Source organism: Nonomuraea sp. NPDC001699 (assembly GCF_053596455.1).
Genome location: NZ_JBSFGF010000002.1, coordinates 586,885 through 604,780, shown reverse-complemented (window position 1 = coordinate 604,780; position 17,896 = coordinate 586,885). Strand labels below are relative to the sequence as shown.

General features: G+C 72.5%; 18 protein-coding genes. 10 read left to right on the top strand and 8 right to left on the bottom strand.

The genetic code is table 11. The annotated features are described in order from the left end of the window. Positions 1-63 precede the first annotated feature (63 nt). Positions 64-1,080, bottom strand: a complete 1,017-nt coding sequence (locus ACWCSU_RS08340; protein ID WP_357698269.1) for an aldo/keto reductase — start codon at positions 1,078-1,080, stop codon at positions 64-66. Between the two features lie 89 nt (positions 1,081-1,169). Between ACWCSU_RS08340 and ACWCSU_RS08335 the strand changes: the two genes are divergently transcribed. Continuing rightward, positions 1,170-1,724, top strand: a complete 555-nt coding sequence (locus ACWCSU_RS08335; RefSeq protein ID WP_357698267.1) for a TetR/AcrR family transcriptional regulator — start codon at positions 1,170-1,172, stop codon at positions 1,722-1,724. A gap of 6 nt (positions 1,725-1,730) precedes the next feature. Here ACWCSU_RS08335 and ACWCSU_RS08330 read toward each other — a convergent pair whose 3' ends face one another. Further along, a complete protein-coding gene (locus ACWCSU_RS08330) occupies positions 1,731-2,900 on the bottom strand; it encodes a pyridoxal phosphate-dependent aminotransferase (protein ID WP_449934438.1) in 1,170 nt (389 codons plus the stop codon). A gap of 73 nt (positions 2,901-2,973) precedes the next feature. Between ACWCSU_RS08330 and ACWCSU_RS08325 the strand changes: the two genes are divergently transcribed. From ACWCSU_RS08325 to ACWCSU_RS08305, 5 genes are read left to right on the top strand one after another with little or no spacing between them, the layout of a single operon-like run. Beyond that, positions 2,974-4,644 (top strand): alpha/beta fold hydrolase, encoded by a 1,671-nt coding sequence (locus ACWCSU_RS08325; protein WP_449934436.1) that lies wholly within the window; start codon positions 2,974-2,976, stop codon positions 4,642-4,644. Then, positions 4,641-5,582 carry a DUF418 domain-containing protein gene (locus tag ACWCSU_RS08320; protein WP_364089779.1) on the top strand — a complete coding sequence of 314 codons (942 nt, stop codon included), beginning with the start codon at positions 4,641-4,643 and terminating at the stop codon, positions 5,580-5,582. Before ACWCSU_RS08325 ends, ACWCSU_RS08320 begins: the two co-directional genes overlap by 4 nt. Further along, on the top strand, positions 5,542-6,351 hold the full coding sequence (locus ACWCSU_RS08315) for a carbon-nitrogen hydrolase family protein (protein WP_449934434.1): 810 nt from the start codon (positions 5,542-5,544) through the stop codon (positions 6,349-6,351). Before ACWCSU_RS08320 ends, ACWCSU_RS08315 begins: the two co-directional genes overlap by 41 nt. Before the next feature lie 4 nt (positions 6,352-6,355). After that, complete coding sequence (locus ACWCSU_RS08310) at positions 6,356-6,802, top strand: hypothetical protein (RefSeq protein WP_357698257.1); 447 nt, start codon at positions 6,356-6,358, stop codon at positions 6,800-6,802. Then, a complete protein-coding gene (locus ACWCSU_RS08305; protein ID WP_357698255.1) occupies positions 6,799-7,194 on the top strand; it encodes a hypothetical protein in 396 nt (131 codons plus the stop codon). Before ACWCSU_RS08310 ends, ACWCSU_RS08305 begins: the two co-directional genes overlap by 4 nt. Positions 7,195-7,198: 4 nt before the next feature. On the opposite strand, the gene ACWCSU_RS08300 is transcribed toward ACWCSU_RS08305, so the two are convergent. Continuing rightward, positions 7,199-8,683 (bottom strand): carboxyl transferase domain-containing protein, encoded by a 1,485-nt coding sequence (locus ACWCSU_RS08300; RefSeq protein WP_364089785.1) that lies wholly within the window; start codon positions 8,681-8,683, stop codon positions 7,199-7,201. A gap of 73 nt (positions 8,684-8,756) precedes the next feature. Beyond that, positions 8,757-9,914 (bottom strand): CaiB/BaiF CoA transferase family protein, encoded by a 1,158-nt coding sequence (locus ACWCSU_RS08295; RefSeq protein ID WP_449934431.1) that lies wholly within the window; start codon positions 9,912-9,914, stop codon positions 8,757-8,759. 75 nt (positions 9,915-9,989) lie between these two features. On the opposite strand from ACWCSU_RS08295, the gene ACWCSU_RS08290 reads away from it, so the two are divergent. From ACWCSU_RS08290 to ACWCSU_RS08280, 3 genes are read left to right on the top strand one after another with little or no spacing between them, the layout of a single operon-like run. Next, positions 9,990-10,520, top strand: a complete 531-nt coding sequence (locus tag ACWCSU_RS08290) for a uridine kinase family protein (protein WP_449934429.1) — start codon at positions 9,990-9,992, stop codon at positions 10,518-10,520. A 47-nt stretch (positions 10,521-10,567) separates the two neighbouring features. Continuing rightward, positions 10,568-11,089 (top strand): RNA polymerase sigma factor, encoded by a 522-nt coding sequence (locus ACWCSU_RS08285; RefSeq protein WP_449934427.1) that lies wholly within the window; start codon positions 10,568-10,570, stop codon positions 11,087-11,089. Further along, complete coding sequence (locus tag ACWCSU_RS08280) at positions 11,079-11,528, top strand: hypothetical protein (RefSeq protein ID WP_449934424.1); 450 nt, start codon at positions 11,079-11,081, stop codon at positions 11,526-11,528. Before ACWCSU_RS08285 ends, ACWCSU_RS08280 begins: the two co-directional genes overlap by 11 nt. On the opposite strand, the gene ACWCSU_RS08275 is transcribed toward ACWCSU_RS08280, so the two are convergent. After that, positions 11,506-12,186 (bottom strand): histidine phosphatase family protein, encoded by a 681-nt coding sequence (locus ACWCSU_RS08275; protein ID WP_357698243.1) that lies wholly within the window; start codon positions 12,184-12,186, stop codon positions 11,506-11,508. The genes ACWCSU_RS08280 and ACWCSU_RS08275 overlap by 23 nt on opposite strands. Before the next feature lie 71 nt (positions 12,187-12,257). Between ACWCSU_RS08275 and ACWCSU_RS08270 the strand changes: the two genes are divergently transcribed. Next, positions 12,258-13,127, top strand: coding sequence for an NAD(P)-dependent oxidoreductase (locus tag ACWCSU_RS08270; RefSeq protein ID WP_449934422.1), 870 nt, complete (start codon positions 12,258-12,260; stop codon positions 13,125-13,127). Positions 13,128-13,480: 353 nt separating this feature from the next. Here the strand turns inward: ACWCSU_RS08270 and ACWCSU_RS08265 are convergent, their stop codons facing one another. From ACWCSU_RS08265 to ACWCSU_RS08255, 3 genes are read right to left on the bottom strand one after another with little or no spacing between them, the layout of a single operon-like run. Beyond that, on the bottom strand, positions 13,481-14,047 hold the full coding sequence (locus tag ACWCSU_RS08265) for a hypothetical protein (protein ID WP_449934420.1): 567 nt from the start codon (positions 14,045-14,047) through the stop codon (positions 13,481-13,483). A gap of 45 nt (positions 14,048-14,092) precedes the next feature. Further along, a complete protein-coding gene (locus tag ACWCSU_RS08260; RefSeq protein ID WP_357698237.1) occupies positions 14,093-15,901 on the bottom strand; it encodes a hydantoinase B/oxoprolinase family protein in 1,809 nt (602 codons plus the stop codon). After that, on the bottom strand, positions 15,894-17,894 hold the full coding sequence (locus ACWCSU_RS08255; RefSeq protein WP_449934418.1) for a hydantoinase/oxoprolinase family protein: 2,001 nt from the start codon (positions 17,892-17,894) through the stop codon (positions 15,894-15,896). The genes ACWCSU_RS08260 and ACWCSU_RS08255 overlap by 8 nt, the downstream gene beginning before the upstream one ends. Positions 17,895-17,896: the final 2 nt, after the last annotated feature.

Here is a 17,896-nt window from a genome sequence, read left to right as displayed (position 1 = left end):
TCAGGGGCGGCATTACGGCGAATACTCCACTCTCCGCGACCTTCCGGTTACGTCGGTTCGGGGTCAGCGGGGGACGAGGTGGAAGAAGGAGCCGTCGGTGGGGGTGGGGGTGGGGTCGGAGAGGTCGTCCAGGCGGGTGGTCGCGTCGGACGGGAGGGCGAGGTCGAAGGCGGCCAGGTTCTCCTGGAGCTGCCGTACCGAGCGCGGCCCGAGCAGCACCGACGTGACGCCCGGACGGCCCGCGACCCAGGCCAGGGCGACCGCGGCGGGGTCGGCCCCGAGTCCGGACGCGACCTCGGCCAGCCCTTCGGCGACGGCCAGGTTGCGGTCGTTGAGCAGCGACTGCGCCCAGCGGGTCGCACCGGGCATCGCGGCGCCGAGCAGGCGGCCCATGCGGCTGTCCGGGTCGGGGATCTCGCCGCGCCGGTAGCGGCCGGTCAGGACGCCGCCGCCGAGCGCGCCGTACACGACCGTGCCGAGGCCGAACCGGGCGCAGGCGGGCAGGATCTCGGCCTCGACGACCCGCTGGATCAGCGAGTACTGCGGTTGCAGGCTCACGAACGGCGTGCCGCCCACCCGTTCGGCGGCCCACTGCGCCTCGACGAGCTGGGCGGCGGTGAAGTTGGAGCAGCCGAGGTAGCGCACCTTGCCCGAGCGTACGAAGCCGTCGAGGGTGGCCATCGTCTCCTCGATGGGCGTGCCAGGGTCCCATTGGTGGCACTGGTAGAGGTCGATGTAGTCGGTGCCGAGGCGGCGCAGGCTGGCCTCCAGGGCGCGGGTGAGGTGCCGCCGGGACAGGCCCCGCCCCTCCGGGCCGACCGGCATGGCACCCTTGGTGGCCAGCACGACCCACTCGCGCCGGCCGCGCAGCGCCCGGCCGACGATCTCCTCGGTCTCGCCCCGGTGGTAGAGGTCGGCGGTGTCGATGAAGTTGCCGCCCGCGTCGAGGTAGGCGTCGATGACGCGGCCCGCCTCGGCCTCGTCGCCCGCAGCCAGGCCGTACTCGGTGCCGAAGTTCATGGTGCCGAGGCACGCGCGGGAGACGCGCAGCCCGGAACGTCCCATGGTCTGGAAGTCCACGAAAGCCCCTAGAATCGGAATGACTGTTCCGCTTGGATGCCGGGAACGATACGGAACAACGGTTCCGGATGTCAACGCGAGGAGGAGCCATGCGTGCCGACGCCCGGCGCAACCGTGCCCGCGTGCTGGAGGCGGCCGAGGTCGTGCTGGCCCGCGACGGGCTCGACGCCTCGATGCGCGAGATCGCCACACTGGCCGGGGTGGGCGTGGGGACGATCTACCGCCAGTTCCCCACCAAGGAGGCCCTGTACCAGGCGATCGTGACCGACCGGCAGGAGCGGCTGGCCGCGATGGCCGAGGAACTGGCCGGCGCCGCCGACGCGGGTGCGGCCTTCTTCGAGTTCTTCGACCGCATCGTGGCCCACTCGACGGTCAAGAGGATCCTGGTGGACGCCCTGGCCAGCGCCGGCATCGACGCCAAGGCGGGCGCGCCCGACATCAAGGGCGCGATCAGCGCGCTGCTGGTGCGCGCGCAGGAGGCCGGGGCGGTGCGGGGGGACGTGGGCATGGCGGAGCTGCTCGCCCTGCTCAGCGCCGCCTGCCTGGCGGCGCAGCACAACAACTGGAGCGACGACCTGCGGACCAGAGCCCTGGCCGTGATGTTCGACGGCCTGCGCAGACCCACTTCTGCGTCAGGCGCCTGAGCCCGGCTACCCCTGGGACAGGCGCTTGAGCCGGGTGACGGCCTCGTCGATGACCTCGTCCTTCTTGCAGAAGGCGAAGCGGACGAAGTGGCTGCCGCGTTCGGGGTGCTCGTAGAAGACCTGCGTGGGGATGGCCACCACCCCGGCCAGCTCCGGCAGGCGACGGGTCAGCTCCAGGCCGTCGGTGAAGCCCAGCGGCCGGATGTCGGTCTGCACGAAGTACGTGCCCGCCGGCCTGAGCACCTCGAACCCCGCCGCCGCGAGCCCGTCCATCAGCCGGTCGCGCTTGTCCTGGAGCCCGGCGCGCAGGGCGGCCACCCACTCCAGCTCGGTGCGCAGCCCGTACGCCACCGCGAGCTGCCAGGGCGCGCCCGCGGTGAAGGTGAGGAACTGCTTGACCGTCGAGACCGCCCGTACCAGCTCGGGCGGCGCGCACATCCAGCCGGTCTTCCAGCCGGTGACCGAGAACGTCTTGCCCGCCGAGGAGATCATGACCGTGCGCTCGCGCATGCCGGGCAGCGTGGCCAGCGGGACGTGCTCGACGCCGTCGAAGGTGAGGTGCTCGTAGACCTCGTCGGTGATCGCGATCAGGCCGTGCTCCTGGCACAGCTCGGCGATGACGGTCAGCTCGTCCCTGGTGAAGACGGTCCCCGTCGGGTTGTGCGGCGAGTTGACCAGGATCGCCCGGGTACGCGGCGTGACGGCCCCGCGCAGCTCGTCGGGGTCGAAGGTGAACCTGCCGTCCACCGGCCGCAGCGTCACTGCCGCGAGCCTGGCCTGGGCCAGCGCGATCGAGGCCGCGTAGGAGTCGTAGTACGGCTCGAAGGCGATCACCTCGTCGCCCGGCTCGCACAGCGCCAGCACGCTCGCCGCGATGGCCTCCGTGGCGCCCACGGTGACCAGCACCTCGCCCGCGGGGTCGTAGTCGAGCCGGTAGTGGGCCATCCGGTGCTCCGAGACCGCCTGCCGGAGCTCCAGCACCCCCGGCCCCGGCGGGTACTGGTTGGCGCCCGAGGTGATCGCCTGCACCGCGCGGTCGAGCATGGCGGCCGGGCCGTCGGTGTCGGGAAAGCCCTGTCCGAGGTTGATGGCCCCGGTCTGCACGGCGAGCGCGCTCATCTCGGCGAAAATCGTCGTGCCGAAGGCGCGCATTCTGGAAACAAGTGGTTCCGTCACGCCCCCACACTATTAGTCTCGTCTCGTGATCATCCGGGTCGTGCTAGCCCTCGCCCTGAGCGTTCCCCTTCCCATGCGTGACACGCCCCCTCCCGTCGAGGCCGCGCCCTGCCCGGTCGCCGTGCCGGAGCACACCGTCTGCGGCTTCCTGGCGGTGCCCGAGCGCCGCGACACGCCGGGCCGGACGGTCAAGGTCGGGTACGCCGTCCACACCTCGACGGCCCCCGCCCGCAGGCCCGACCCGATCGTGTACATGGGCGGCGGGCCCGCGTCGTCGTCGTTGCAGCTCACCGGGTTCCTGAGCCAGATGTTCCCCGACCGCGACGTGGTGACGATCGAGCAGCGCGGCGGGAAGTACTCCCGTCCGGTGCTGGGCTGCCCCGAGACGGCCGAGGCGATGCTCGGACGGCTGCGCAGGCCGCGCGCCGACGTCGCCGCGGCGGCCCGGCGCTGCCGGGCCCGCCTCCAGGAGCAGGGCATCGACCTGCGCGGCTACAACACCAAGGAGATCGCCGCCGACGTGGTCGCCCTGCGCCAGGCGCTCGGCTACCCCTCCTGGAACCTGTTCGGCGTCAGCTACTCGACCCGCGTCATGACGGACGCCGCAGCGGCCGACCCGGACGGCGTGCGCGCGGTCGTGCTGGACTCGTTCCTGCCCGAGTCCGTGGCCTGGTACGACGACGCCGACCGCAACCTGCGCGACACCATGGCCGCGCTCGGCACGGGCGACGCCTTCGACCGGCTGGTGTCCCGGCTCAACCGCGCCCCCGCCCGGGTGCCGGCCACCGATCCGCTGCTCGGCCGCCCGTTCACGGCCACGATGTCCGGCGACGACGTGGCCACGGTGCTCGCCGAGGCGCTGCACGAGGCGGACGTGTCGGCCGTCGCGCCCGCGCTGGTCGGCGGCCTGGCCGAGGGGCACGACGAGCTGCTGCGGCCGCTGGCCGACGCGGTGGGCCAGGGGCTGGTGTCGCACGAGTTCGGGCTGTACCACGCGGTGCAGTGCCAGGACGAGGTGCCGTTCAACACCTTCACCACCAGATCCCGACTTTTCACGGTAAATGTGGACAAAGCGGTGTGTGATGCTTGGCGGCTCCCCCAGTCCACCCCCGTGAACGCCGTCCCCAAGGCCCCCGTCTACGTCGTCGGCGGCGACCGGGATCCCACCACCCCCGCGCGGACCGCCGGGGCCGCCGCCAGGGCCATCCCCGGCGCCCGTTTCGAGACGTTCCGCGGCAGCCACGCCGTCTTCCTCACCAGCGCGTGCGCCAGGAAGCACATCGCGGAGTTCGTCGAGGCCCCCGACCGCGCCTGGCCGAAGCCCTGCGAGCACGACCCGGCCCAGCCGCCCACGCTGCGGCTCGCCGACACGCACGTCACCGGCGCGCCGTACCTGATCTCGAAGGCTCCCTGGCTGGCCGCGCCCTTCGGGCTGTTCGCGCTCGTCTCGCTCGTCCAGCTCGCCGCCGGCGCGCTGCGCGGCCGGTCGGTGACCGCCTTCGCGGGGCTGGCCGGCGTCGCGTTCGCCGGGCTGACCGGCCAGGCCGTCTACGGCATGGCCCAGAGGAACGAGACGGCCCTGGCCGTCGGCGTCCCGGGCACGATCGGCCTGTACACGTGGATCGCGGTGGCCTCGGCCGTGCTGAGTGTCGCGGCCCTGTTCCACGATCGGCGGTGGCCGCACATCGTGGCGGCGGTCGCCGGCGCCGGATTCCTCGTATGGTGGTTCACCTGGTTCCTGTGACGCGCATCCGTGAGCTGGACGCCCTCCGCGGCTTCGCGGTGGGCGGCATCATGCTGGTCAACACCTGGCAGCACGCGAGCCACGAGCCGTACACCGGGATCGACCGCGCGATCGAGGCCCTGTTCCAGAGCCGCTTCTACCCGATCTTCTCGCTGCTGTTCGGGATCAGCTTCGTGCTGTTCCTCGACCGCTCGAAGAGCCGCTGGGCGCTGGCCCGCCGGCTGGCCTGGCTGGCCTGCTTCGGCCTGCTCCAGCACACCTTCTACGAGGGCGAGGTGCTGACCGACTACGCCCTCTACGGCCTGGTGGTGCTGCTGCCCGCCTCCTTCCTGCCGGGCGGCCTGCCGGTGCTGGCGCTCGGCGTCGTGGCGACCGTCTGGGCCACCTGGCACGGCGCGGGCCCGACGCTCATCCCGGGCCTGTTCCTGGTCGGCATGGGGCTGATGCGGCTGCGTCCGCCGCGGAGCCTGCTGGCGCCGGTGTTCGCGGGCTCGGCGCTGACGTCCTTGGTGCTGACGGCCACCTGGGCGGGCGTCGCCGACGTGCCCGGGGCGGGCGACTGGACCGTCTACAGCGTGGCCGCGCTGGCGGGGGCGGCGGCGTACACCAGCGGGCTGCTGCTGGCGCTGCGGCCGTGGTTGTCGGCCCTGCTGGAACCGCTGGGCCGGATGGCGCTGACCAACTACGTCACGGGCACGGCGGTGATCGCGCTGTGCACGGTCCCGCTGAAGACCGGCGCCACCCGCTGGCCGGTGCTCGCGGTGGCGCTGACGACCGTGGTGGCGCAGACGTTGATCAGCGGGTGGTGGCTCACCAGATTTCGGTACGGCCCCCTTGAGTGGATCTGGCGGTGCCTGACCTGGTTTCGACTGGTGCCCAACCGGTTAGAGTCGGGCCGTGACCACAATCGCCCTCTGCCAGATTCCGGTCTCTCCTGACCCCGCCACCAACCTCAAGAGGGCCAGGGAGGCGCTCGCCCGCGCCGAGGGGGCCGACCTGGCGATCTTCCCCGAGGCCACGCTCACCCGTTACGGCAGGCGCGTCACCGAGCTGGCCGAGCCGCTGGACGGGCCGTTCGTGTCGGGGCTGTCGGAGGCGGCCCGCACGCACGGCCTGGCGGTGATCGCCGGGGTGTTCGAGCCGGGCGAGGGCCCGGCCGGGTCCAAGGTGCACAACACGGCCGTGGCGATCGGCGCGGACGGCGCGATCAAGGCCGCGTACCGGAAGATCCACCTGTTCGACTCCTTCGGCTCCAAGGAGTCCGACATGGTGGCGCCGGGCGCCGAGCCGACCGTGGTCGAGCTGGCCGGGCTGCGCGTCGGGCTGGTCACCTGCTACGACATCCGCTTCCCCGAGCTGACCAGGGCGCTGGTCGACAAGGGCGCCGACCTGTTCGCGGTGATCGCCGCCTGGGGGTCGGGCCCGCTGAAGGAGGACCATTGGGTCACGCTGGTCCGCGCACGGGCCCTGGAGAACACGATGTGGACCGCCGCCGTCGGCCAGGCGCCCAACCCGGAGGAGTCGAAGGACAGGTTCGGCGTGGGGCGCAGCATGCTGGTCGACCCGCTCGGGGTGGTACGGGCCGACCTCGGCACCGGCCCGGGGGTCCAGCTCGTCCGCCTCGACACCGAATGGACGGCCACCGCCAGGGCCATGCTCCCGTGTCTGGATCATCGGGTGCTCAAGGGTCAACCGACCGTAAAGTAGAGCCATGAGCGGAACGCAGATGCAGAAGGTCGTGCCGCCGCGTCTGCTCGTGCCGTACCTGTCGGGCAAGCGCACCGTGATCTCCGGTTACGTCTACCGGGTCCAGGACTGCGTCAGGCTGACCACGCCGGCGGCCCTCTACTACGGCCTCGACCTGTCCTTCGACGGCTCGGAGCTGTTCCCCGAGGTCCCCGAGCTCTACGTCATGCGCTGGCACGCCCGCGACGTCGACACCTACGCGGTGCCCTACGGCCCGCACATGGGAGGTGACTGGAGCGACGTGCCGCCGTTCGCCGGCAACGGGTTCACCACCTCGCCCGACCACGTGGTGCCGCAGTTCCACACCGTCCCGATGCCGATCCCGGCGGGCGCGGAGATCGTCCACGTCACCGGCGAGGGCGAGCGGCCCTTCGCCGGCTACGACGGCCTGACCTGGCGGCCCGCCGCATGAGCGAGGAGATCACGCCGGTCGCCTCCGGCTTCGTGGCCCGCTTCGGCGAGCGTACGCTGCCGGCCGCGCTCGGCCCCGACAACGACCAGGTCGTGCTGTTCAGCGAGGTCGACCTCGACGGCTTCGAGCCCTCCTCGGGCTACTGGCGGCGGGTGGTGGCCAGGTCGCAGCTGGAGTGGCTGGTGCTCATCCGCACCGTCGGCGCCTTCGGCGGCGAGCCGTGCATCGTGCTCGACGAGGACGACGACGGCCTGCACATCGCCTACACCGGCCACAGCGGCATGAAGGCCGAGGCGCTCGGCTACTGGATGGTCGACCACGGCGCGTACGAGGTCGTCGTGCCGCGCGAGGAGGTCTTCTCCATCCGCGTCGAGCGCGTGCCCGTGCCGTAGCCTCTCAGCCGAGGCCGCGGTAGCGGGCCAGGCGGGCCGCCAGGCGGTCGGCCGGGCCCACCTTCAGCAGCTCGGCGATCTCGTGCTCCAGCGCCCGCCCCACGCGCTCGCAGAACTGCCTGGGCTCGTAGGCGGCGTCGGGCAGCTCGGGGATCACCCGGTCGACGATGCCGTCACGCCGCAGGTCGGTGGCGCGGATGCGCTGCGCCTGGGCGATCTCGGGGGCGAAGTCGACCGACCGGTAGAGGATGGCCGAGGCGCCCTCCGGCGGCAGCGGCGACAACCAGGCGTGCTGCGCGCACAGCACCCGGTCGGCCGGCAGCAGCGCCAGCGCCGCCCCGCCCGCGCCCTCGCCGAGCAGCAGGCAGACGGTCGGGGCGTCGAGCGTGACCAGCTCGGCCAGGCAGCGGGCGATCTCGGCGGCCAGCCCGCCCTCCTCGGCCGACTTCGACAGGTCGGCCCCCGCGGTGTCGACCACGGTGACCAGCGGCAGCCCCAGCTCGGCCGCCAGGCGCATGCCGCGCCTGGCCACCCTGAGCCCGGCCGGGCCGAGCGGCGAGCGCTGGCGCTGCCTGCGCCGGTCCTGGCCGAGCACCACGGCGGGCGCGGACCCGAACCTGGCCAGCGCCAGCACGAGCCCCGGCTCGTTCTCGCCGGCGCCGCTGCCGCTGAGCGGCGTCACGTCGGTGGCGGCGAGCTTGAGCAGCGTGCGCACGCCCGGACGGTCGTCGCGGCGCGAGCGGGTGATCGCCTCCCACGCCTCGACGGGCCGCAGGTCCTCCTCGGGCGGCTCGCCCGCCTCGACGGGGGCGCGGCCCGCGCACAGCACGGAAAGGGCCCTGATCGCGACCCTGCGGGCGTCGTCGGCCGACACCACGGCGTCGACCAGGCCGTGGTCGTAGAAGTTCTCGGCCACCTGGACGGCCTCGGGAAAGGGGTAGCCGTGCAGCGCCTCGAACACCCGCGGCCCGAGGAAGCCGATCAGCGCCCCCGGCTCGGCCGCGGTGACGTGCCCGAGCGACCCCCAGGAGGCCAGCACGCCGCCGGTCGTCGGGTGGCGCAGGTAGACGACGTACGGCAGCCCCGCCGCGCGATGTTGTTGCACCGCGACGGTGATCCGGACCATCTGGACGAACGCCAGCGCGCCCTCCTGCATCCGCGTGCCGCCCGAGGCCGGGGAGGCCAGCAACGGCAGCCGCTCACGCGTGGCCCGCTCGATCGCGGCCGCGATGCGGGTGGCCGCGGCGACCCCGACCGATCCGGCCATGAAGGAGAACTCGCAGACCACGACGGCGACCCTGCGGCCGTCGAGCAACCCCTCGCCGGTGATCACCGACTCGTCGTAGCCGGACTTCGCGCGGGCCGCCGCCAGCTCCTCGGCATAGGAGGAGCCGGGCTCCGCCGGGTCGGCGGGCGGCGCGTCCCACGATTTCCACGACCCCCTGTCGAGGACCGCTTCGATCAGTGTGCGCGCGTCCGGACGGCTCACTATCGCTCCTAACGATCAACCGATGATGCCATGGTGACGCACGAGGGTACATGCCGGAGCCGGGAATTGCCGATCATCCCTCCCGCTCTTCGAGCCAGGCGAGCACGGCCTCGCCGTCCTGGCCGAGCGCGGGGGGCGCGGTGTGCTCGGCCGCGGGCAGGCCGTCGAAGCGCAGCGGCGGCCCGGGCAGCTCGATCGGGCCGAGCACGGGGTGGTCCACCTCGACCAGCAGCCCCTGGGAGCGGGTCTGCTCCCAGGCGTAGACCTCGTCGATCGACCTGATCGCGCCCGCGGGCACGCCGGCCTCGCCCAGCCTGGCCAGCCAGTGGGCGCGGTCGTGGTCGGCCAGGGCCTTCTCCATGTCGGCGATCAGCTCATCCCGGTGCGCGAATCTCTGCCTGTTGGTCGCATATTTCGCCACATCAGGGTCGATGTCGAGTAGTTGGGCGACCTTCTTCCACTGGCCGTCGTTCGCCACGGCGATCTGCAGCAGGCCGTCGGCGCAGCGGAAGGCGCCGTAGGGGGCGATGGAGGCGTGGTGGTTGCCGTTGGCGCCGGGGACCTGGCCGCCGACCGTCCAGGCCGTGCCGTGGTAGGAGTGGACGCCGGTGACCGCGGCCAGCAGGGACGTGCGCACCACCCGGCCCCGGCCGGTCCGCTCGCGCTCGTACAGGGCCGCCGCCACGCCGTACGCGCCGTGGATGCCGGCCAGCAGGTCGGCGATCGAGGCCCCCACCCGGTACGGCTCCTCGCGCGAGGGCCCGGTCAGCGACATCAGCCCCGCCTCGCCCTGGGCGATCACGTCGTAGCCCGGCCGGCCGCCCTCGGGCCCGTCGTGGCCGAACCCGGTGATCGACAGGACGACCAGGCGCGGGTTGAGCTCGTGAAGACGCTCGACGGGGAAGCCGAGCCGGTCGAGCACGCCGGTGCGGAAGTTCTCGATCAGCACGTCGCTCTGCCGGACGAGCCGCTCGATCAGCTCCCTGCCCTCGGCGGACTTGAGATCGACCGCGATGGACTGCTTGTTGCGGTTGGCCGCCAGGAAGTAGGTCGAGATGTCATGGTCGGGCCCGACGAAGGGCGGCCCCCAGCCGCGCGACTCGTCACCCCCGTCGGGATGCTCCACCTTGATCACCCGCGCGCCCAGGTCGCCGAGCATCTGCGCGGCGTGCGGCCCCGCGAGGGCCCTGGACAGATCGAGCACGACGACGTCGCCGAGGGGTCCGAGCAAGGTCAACCTCCAGCTTGCGTTGGGCCGGAAGAATATTCTCTCAGGCGGCCGTCGCCCATCGCCTACCCTGGTCCGGTGAAATCCCTGGCCCGCCGCATCCAGGCCCTGCCGCCCTCCTGCGGGCCCGTCCGCCTGGTGGCCGTCGACGGCCCGGCGGGCTCGGGCAAGACCACGTACGCGGGCCGGCTCGGCGCGGCGCTCGGCTGCCAGGTGATCCACAGCGACGACTTCCCAGTCCACTGGGACGACGGCCCCGGCGCCTGGTTCCGCCTGCTGGACGAGCAGGTCCTGCAACCGCTCCGGCACGGCCGCCCGGCCGGTTTCCGCAGGTACGACTGGTTGGGCGAGCGCTATGCCGAGCACGTCGCCGTGCCGGCCGGGCCCGTCCTGGTCGTCGAGGGCGTCGGCACCGCCCGCCGGTCGGCCGCCGGCCTGCTGGCCTTCACCGTCTGGGTCGAGGCCCCGGAAGCCGTGCGGCTGCGGCGCGTCCTCGACCGCGACGGCCCGGAGCTCGAACCCCGCTGGCGGAAGTGGTTCGCGGCCGAACGGGCCTGGTTCGCCGCCGACCGCACCCGCGAGCGCGCCGATCTCGCCGTCGAGACGTGAACCGGGTCGCCCTCCCGTCCGACTGAGCAGGGTGACGGAAGGACGACATGACAGATGAGCTGCTCGTCGTACGCGCCCAGCTGGGCGAACGTACGGCGATCGCCGAACTCGTGCACCGGTGGCACACCCCGGTCTGGACCTACGTCCGGCGCATGCTGGACGCCGAACGGGCCGACGACGTCGCCCAGGAGATCTGGGCGGCCGTCGTGCGCGGCCTGCCCCGGCTGCGCGCCCCCGGACGGTTCGCGCCCTGGCTGTTCACCATCGCCCGCCGGGCGGTCACCGACCGCCTGCGCGAGGAGTACGCGAGGGCGGAGAGCGCGGCCGAGCCCGAGCCGGTGACCGAGGACCCCGCCGGGGCCGTCGTGGACCGCGCCGGCCTGGTGGCCGCCCTGTCCGCCCTGCCCCTTCCCGAGCGGGAGATCCTCGTCCTGCACTACCTGGAGGACCTGCCGGTCGAGGAGTGCGCCCAGATCTGCGGCATCCCCGCCGGAACCGTCAAGTCCAGACTCAGCCGCGCCCGCCGCCTCCTGCGCGACCACCTGAAGGAGATCGACCATGACCGATGAGCCGCGCCTGACCGCCGACGAGATCATCGAGCGCCTCGAACCGTCGCTGTCGCCGTGGCGGCGCGTGCGCGCGCTGACCGCCCTGCTCGCGGGGACCGCCGGGACGGTCTTCGTCTGCGCCCTGTGGTGGACCGAGCCCGGCCCACTGCCCGGCCGCACCCACCTGGCCTTCGCCGCCCTCACCGCGTTCTGCCTGGCCTGGGCCTGCTACGGCGGCTGGCTGAGCACGCGCAGGACGCCGCTGTTCGCCCGCGACCGGGTGATCGCCGGCTGGATCGCCCTGGCCGCCGCCCTGCTCACCACCGCGCTCGTCGCCGCCGTGGCCACCGGCGCGCTGGTGCTCGGGCTCGCGTTCGTGGCGGCGAGCGCCGTGCTGACCGGGCAGGCCCACGCGCGGCGGGCGCGGCTGCTGCGGCTCAAGCGGGATCTAGGTGGGTGACGTCGTTGAACGCCACCACCTCGAACCCTCCGCCCGCGGCCCGCCAGACCGACAGTGACGCGTTCAGCACCGGCGCGAACCGCAGGACGTCGGCCAGCGCGGCGTCGTCCCGCCCGGCCATGACGTGCCGCAGCCCCAGCACCACCGAGTCGTGGGCGACGATCAGCACCCGCCGCCCGTCGGCCGCCTCGCGCAGCCCGGCCAGGAAGTCCTTGAGCCGGACCACCACGTCGGCCAGCGACTCGCCGCCGGGCGGCCGGTAGGCGTAGGGGCCCTCGGCCCGCATCCGCCGCACCTCGCCGGGGAAGCGCTCGCTGATGGCGGCCAGGTTGAAGGGCGCGAACGCGCCCGACTCCTGGTCCCTGAGCCGCTCGTCCACGGTCACCGGCAGCGCGGCGGCTCCCCAGGACTCCCGGACGGCGTTCCAGGTGTCCAGTGCCCGCAGGTACGGCGAGCACCACACCACCTCGGGCGCCTCGCCGTCGGGCAGCCCGGCCAGCCTGCGGCCGAGCGCCTGCGCCTGGAGCAGGCCGAGGTCGGTCAGCGACACCTCGTCGTCGCCCCGCTCGTAGACCAGCGGCCGGTCGCCGGCCTGCGCGTGCGCCAGGTTCGCCTGGCTCTCCCCGTGTCGTACGGCGATGATCCGCGAAGGTCCCATGCCGGACATCCTCGCATCCGGAGGCCGCACCTGGCCGGGGTCGCCGGAACGGCCCGTCGTAGGGTGATCTCATGACTGAAGTCGCAGTGCTCGGGGCCGGGCTCATGGGCGCCCCCATGGCCCGCAACCTGCTCAAGTCCGGTCTGTCGGTCAGGGTGTGGAACCGTACGCGGGACAAGGCCGAGCCGCTGGCGGCCGACGGCGCGCTCGTCGCCGGCTCCCCCGCCGAGGCGGTCGAGGGCGCCGACGTGATCGTCACGATGCTCAGCGACGGCGACGCCGTCCACGACGCGATGACCGCCGCCGCGCCCGCGTTCCGCCCCGGCCAGGTGTGGGCGCAGATGAGCACGGTCGGCGTGGCCGCGGTGGACCGCCTGGCCGCGCTGGCCGCCGAGCACGGGCTGACCTTCGCCGACGCGCCCGTCCAGGGCACCAGGCAGCCGGCCGAGCAGGGCAAGCTGGTCATCCTGGCGGCGGCCCCCGAACAGGCCCGGCAGGCGCTCGCCCCGGTCTTCGACGCCGTCGGCTCGCGCACGCTCTGGCTCGGCGAGGACGGCTCTCAGGGCACCGGCACCAAGCTCAAGATGGCCGCCGTCAGCTACGGCATCTCGATGACCGGCATCGTGGCCGAGGCCCTGGCCCTCGCCAAGGGGCTCGGCCTCGACCCCGGCCTGGTCCGCGAGGTGGTGACCGGCGGCCCGATGGACAACGTCTACTTCCAGGCCAAGTCGAAGGCCATCCTGGAGGGCGACTTCGAGCCGTCCTTCACCGTCCACAACGCCGAGAAGGACACCCGGCTGATCACCCAGGCGGGCGAGTCGGCCGGGGTGCGACTGGACATGGTGGCGGCGGCCGGCGAACGCCTGCGCCGCGCCGAGGCCCAGGGACACGGCGACCAGGACATGGCGGCCACGTACTTCGCGAGCTTCGAGGAGAAGTGAGCCTCAGGCCGGGAGGCGGGCCTCGGCCGCCGTCAGCCGGTCCTGTCCTGCTCCCGCTCTGAGACCCGGACCTCCAGGATCGCCCACGTCTGCTCCCCCGGCACCGTCCCGACGGTCCCGCTCCCCCACCAGGCGGCTTCCCTGCCCAGAGATCGAGGGTGACACTGTGTGCGCATCCAGGTACAGTAGGAGCACGCCGCCTTCCTACGGGGAGGTGGAAGTGAACCGGGTGTACTGCCGGAATTGACAGGAGCCCGGACCTCGCGCCGGCAAGACAACGCCGACCTCCTGCGGGGGGATCGGAAGTGAGCCCGGGTAGGCCGCCGGACGACGGAAGCCCGGGCTCGCGCATGTCAACGGGCGTCGATGGCTCTCACGAGCATTCCGCTCTCCACCTGGCTCCAGAAGCGGTGATCGCCGCGCTCGGCCAGAGACTTCGCCCCCGCGACGATGTCCGGCAACCACAACAACGGCTCGATCATGGGGTCACACCACGACACGACCAGCTTCGACGGCATGGCGTGGCGACCTTGGAGGGCGGCGACCAGTTCGTGATCCCGCCGATCAAGCTGGCCCCGACGCTCGAAGACCACGTCATTCACGTGGTGATCGCCCAGCTCCCAGAGCAGGCACTCCATGCACTTGCGCCGGGCCCGCTCCTGTCGCTTGGCGTCCAGGCCGGTGGACGCCACGACGATGCCCGCGGGCCGCAGCGCAGCCACCGCCTCGATGAGTTGCATCCGCCGCTTGTCGTTCTCGTCGCGCCAGTGCAGCCGTGGCTGCCTCCGGAACAGAAAAGCGCGCAACTCGGTCCGACAGTGGTCCGCCTGATGGGGAGCCACGAGCATCGCGGCCATCAGGTACACACCATGCGTGAGCAGCATGGACTCGTCGACGTACGCCGAGGACGGGGGGTTCACGAGGGGCCATGGTAGCCCTGTTCATAACGAAGAGTGATGATGTCTTTACAGTTCGTCCACCTCGGCGAACGTTCTTCCGCCGGACAGCCTCGGGTAGCCGGGGCCGCGGTCGAAGAAGCGGTCCGCGGGGGGACGGAGGCGGGCGCGGAGTTCGGCGGTGCCGCGTTCGTCGATGCGGTCGCCGTCCAGGACCACGCCGTAGTCGCCGAGGGCGCCGGCGATCGAGACCTTGCCGTCGCGGACGTCGGCCGCCACCGCCCTCGGGTCGCGGTCGTAGGGGGAGCCCCAGCCGCCGCCGCCCGTCGTGCGGATGCGGATCAGGTCGCCGGCCTGGACGGGGTGGTCGTCCACCAGGCCGTCCATCTCCTTGCCCGCGATCTCCACCCGGAACGGGCGCCCGGCCAGGCCGCCGTTGACGCCCCAGCACGACAGGATCGACCGGTCGGCGATCGACATGTACGACGCGTCCCGGAGCATCCTGATGTGCTTGTCGTAGCCCAGCCCGCCGCGGAACATGCCCGGACCGCCCGAGTCGCAGGCCAGCCCCAGCCGCTCCACCCGGAACGGCCAGCGCGCCTCGGCGAACTCGACCGGGATGTTGCGCGAGTCGGGGACGATGTGGATGGTGTCCTCGCCGTCGGCGTACCAGCGGCCGCCCGAGCCGCCGCCCAGGACCTCGCGCATCAGGTACGGCATCCCGTCGGCGTCGGTGCCGTACACGCCGGTGTAGCGGATGGTCTCCTGGTCGGCGGGCATGCGTCCGCCGGTGGCCTTGGCCAGCACGCCGGCCAGCACGCCGAGCAGGCGCAGGATGACGAACGTGCGGGCGTTGGTGGGGGCGGGGAAGACCGGGGTGAGCAGCGTGCCCTTCTCCGGGAAGACCATCTTGATCAGCGGGACGACGCCCTCGTTGACGTCGAGCTCGGCCATGCGCTCGGGCGTGTCGGCGAGGTTGCGCAGCACGGGCGCGAGCCACTTCTTCAGGAAGACGCCGTCGGCGTAGTCGCCCGCGTGGTTGATCGGGCCCTTGGCCTGGGGCGAGGTGCCGGTGAAGTCGATCGTGAGCGGCGCGTCGGCGGCGTGGTCGACGGTGAGCGTGATGCGCTGGGCGTGCAGGCGGGGCTCGTCGACGCCGTCGTGCTCGGCGTAGTCCTCCCAGACGTACGTGCCTTCGGGGATCTTGGCGAGCAGTTCCCTGCGGAAGGTCTCGGTGGTCTTGGAGACGATCGCGTCGAAGCACTCCTCGACGGCCTGCCTGCCGTACCGGTCGAACAGCTCGCCGAGGCGGCGGGCGCCCATGAGGCAGGCCGAGCACTCGGCGTCGAGGTCGCCGGCCAGGGAGTCGGGCATGCGGGAGTTGCGGGTCATGATGCGCAGCGCGGTCTCGTTGGGGACGCCCTGGTCCCACAGCTTGATCGGCGGGATCATCAGGCCCTCTTCGTACACCGAGCGGGCGTGCGAGGGCATCGAGCCGGGCACGGCGCCGCCGATGTCGTCGTGGTGGCCGAACGCCTGCACGAACGCCACCACCGCCCCGTCGTGGAAGACCGGCACGGTGACGCACAGGTCGGGCAGGTGGCCGATGCCGCCCTCGGACAGGTAGACGTCGTTGTGGAAGTAGACGTCGCCGGGCTTCATCGTCTCGATCGGGAAGTCGCGCACGATCGGCTGGACGAGCGCGCTGTAGGAGCGGCCGGTGAGCTTGCGCAGGCGGGCGTCGTGGATGCCGGCGCGGAAGTCGTGCGCGTCGCGGATCATCGGGGAGCGGGCGGTACGGGCGATGGCCGTCTCGACCTCCTGCTCGACGGAGGCCAGCGTGCCCTCGACGATCTCCACCAGGATCGGATCAATCACGTCGGATCTCCACATTTCCGTATTCGTCCACCTTCGCGGTGAAGCCCGGGTGCACGGGGATCGTCGATCCGTACTCCTCGATGACCGCCGGGCCCTGGACGGTGGCGCCGGGGCCGAGGGCGGCGCGCTGGTGGATCGGCGTGTCGCGGGTCTCGTCGAAATGCACGGGACGGACCGAGGTGGCCCCGCTGCCCGGCCCCTCCAGCCGCCGGACGGCCGGACGGGTGATCGGACCGATTCCCGAGACGCGCAGGTTGACCCATTCGACGCCGTGGCGGGGGTCGTCCCGGTAGGCGTAGCCGTACAGCTTCTCGTGGGCGTCGTGGAAGCCGTCGATCACCGTGCGCTTCCAGTCGTCGTCGAGCGGGCCCGCCGGGGCGGCGACGCGCACCTCGAACGCCTGCCCGTAGTAGCGCAGGTCGGCGCTGCGGACGTAGACCGGGTCGTCGAAGCCCTCGCGGTCGAGCGCCTCGGCGGCCTGGCCCTCCAGTTCCTGGAAGATCTGCGCGGCGGTCTTGAGCGCGAGGTCGCGGGTGACGTACGTGCGCACGTAGTCGTTCTTGACGTCCACGGTGAGCAGGCCGAACGCCGAGACGTTGCCCGGGTCGCGCGGGACGACGACGGTCGGCAGCCCCAGGATGTCGATCAGGCGGCAGGCCAGCAGCGGCCCCGACCCGCCGAACGTCACCAGCGGGAAGTCGCGTACGTCGAGGCCGCGCTTGACGGTGAGCTGCCGGATCGCGTTGCTCTGGTTGAACGCGCTGATCTCCAGGATGCCGGTCGCGGTGCGCTCGGGGGTGAGCCCCAGCTTGGCGGCCAGCGCCTCGACGCCCTGGCGGGCGGCCTCCACGTCGAGCGGGATCTCGCCGCCGAGCAGGTGGGGCGGGATGCGGCCGAGGAAGACGTGCGCGTCGGTGACGGTGACCTCCGAGCCGCCCTTGCCGTAGCAGAGCGGCCCCGGATCGGCGCCGGCGGAGCGGGGGCCGACCTTGAGCGTGCCCTCGGGCGAGATCCAGGCCACCGAGCCGCCGCCCGCGCCGACCGTGACGATGTCGATCATCGGGATCTTGCACGGGTAGCGGCCGACCGTGCCCTCGGTGGTCAGCGACGGCTCGCCGTCGATCACCACGGCCACGTCGGTCGAGGTGCCGCCGCCGTCCAGGGTGATCACCGAGGGGTGCCCGGCGGTGGAGGCGATCAGCGCCGCGCCGAGCGCGCCCGCCGCCGGGCCCGACAGCACGGTGGTGATCGGCTGGTTGACGACCTCGCGGGCCGACAGCACGCCGCCGTTGGACTTCATCACCGAGAACGGCATGCCCAGCCGGTTGGACAGGTTGGCGATGTAGCCGCGCATGGCGGGCTTGACGGCGGCGTCCACCAGGGTGGTGATCGAGCGTTCGTACTCGCGGTACTCGCGCAGCACGTCGCTGGACAGCGAGATCACCGCCTCCGGGTGCTCGCGCCAGAGCACCTCGCGCATGCGGCGCTCGTGCTCGGGGTTGGCGTAGGAGTGCAGGAAGCACACGCCGACCGCGTTGATGCCCTTCGACCTGAACCAGCGCGCCGCCTCGACGGCCTGCTCCTCGGAGAAGGGCCGCACCTCGTTGCCGAGGTGGTCCAGCCGCCCGCCGACCGTCCTGACGAGATGCACGGGGACGATCCGCGGCGGCTTGACCCAGAAGTAGGAGTTGCCGTAGCCGTCCGGCACGCTCTGCCTGGCGATCTCCAGGACGTACTCGAAGCCCTCGGTGGTGATGAACCCGAGGTTCGCGATGCGGTCTTCGAGCAACTGGTTCGTGGCGACGGTGGTGCCGTGGACGATGGAGGCGACGTCGAGCTCGCCCAGCTTCCCGATGCCCGCGACGAACCCGTCGGCCGGGTTCGCGGGGGTCGAGGGGGTCTTGGTGGTGACGATCTCACCGGTCTGCTCGTCCACCGCCACGACGTCGGTGAACGTGCCCCCGGTGTCCACTCCGATACGGACGCTACGCATGG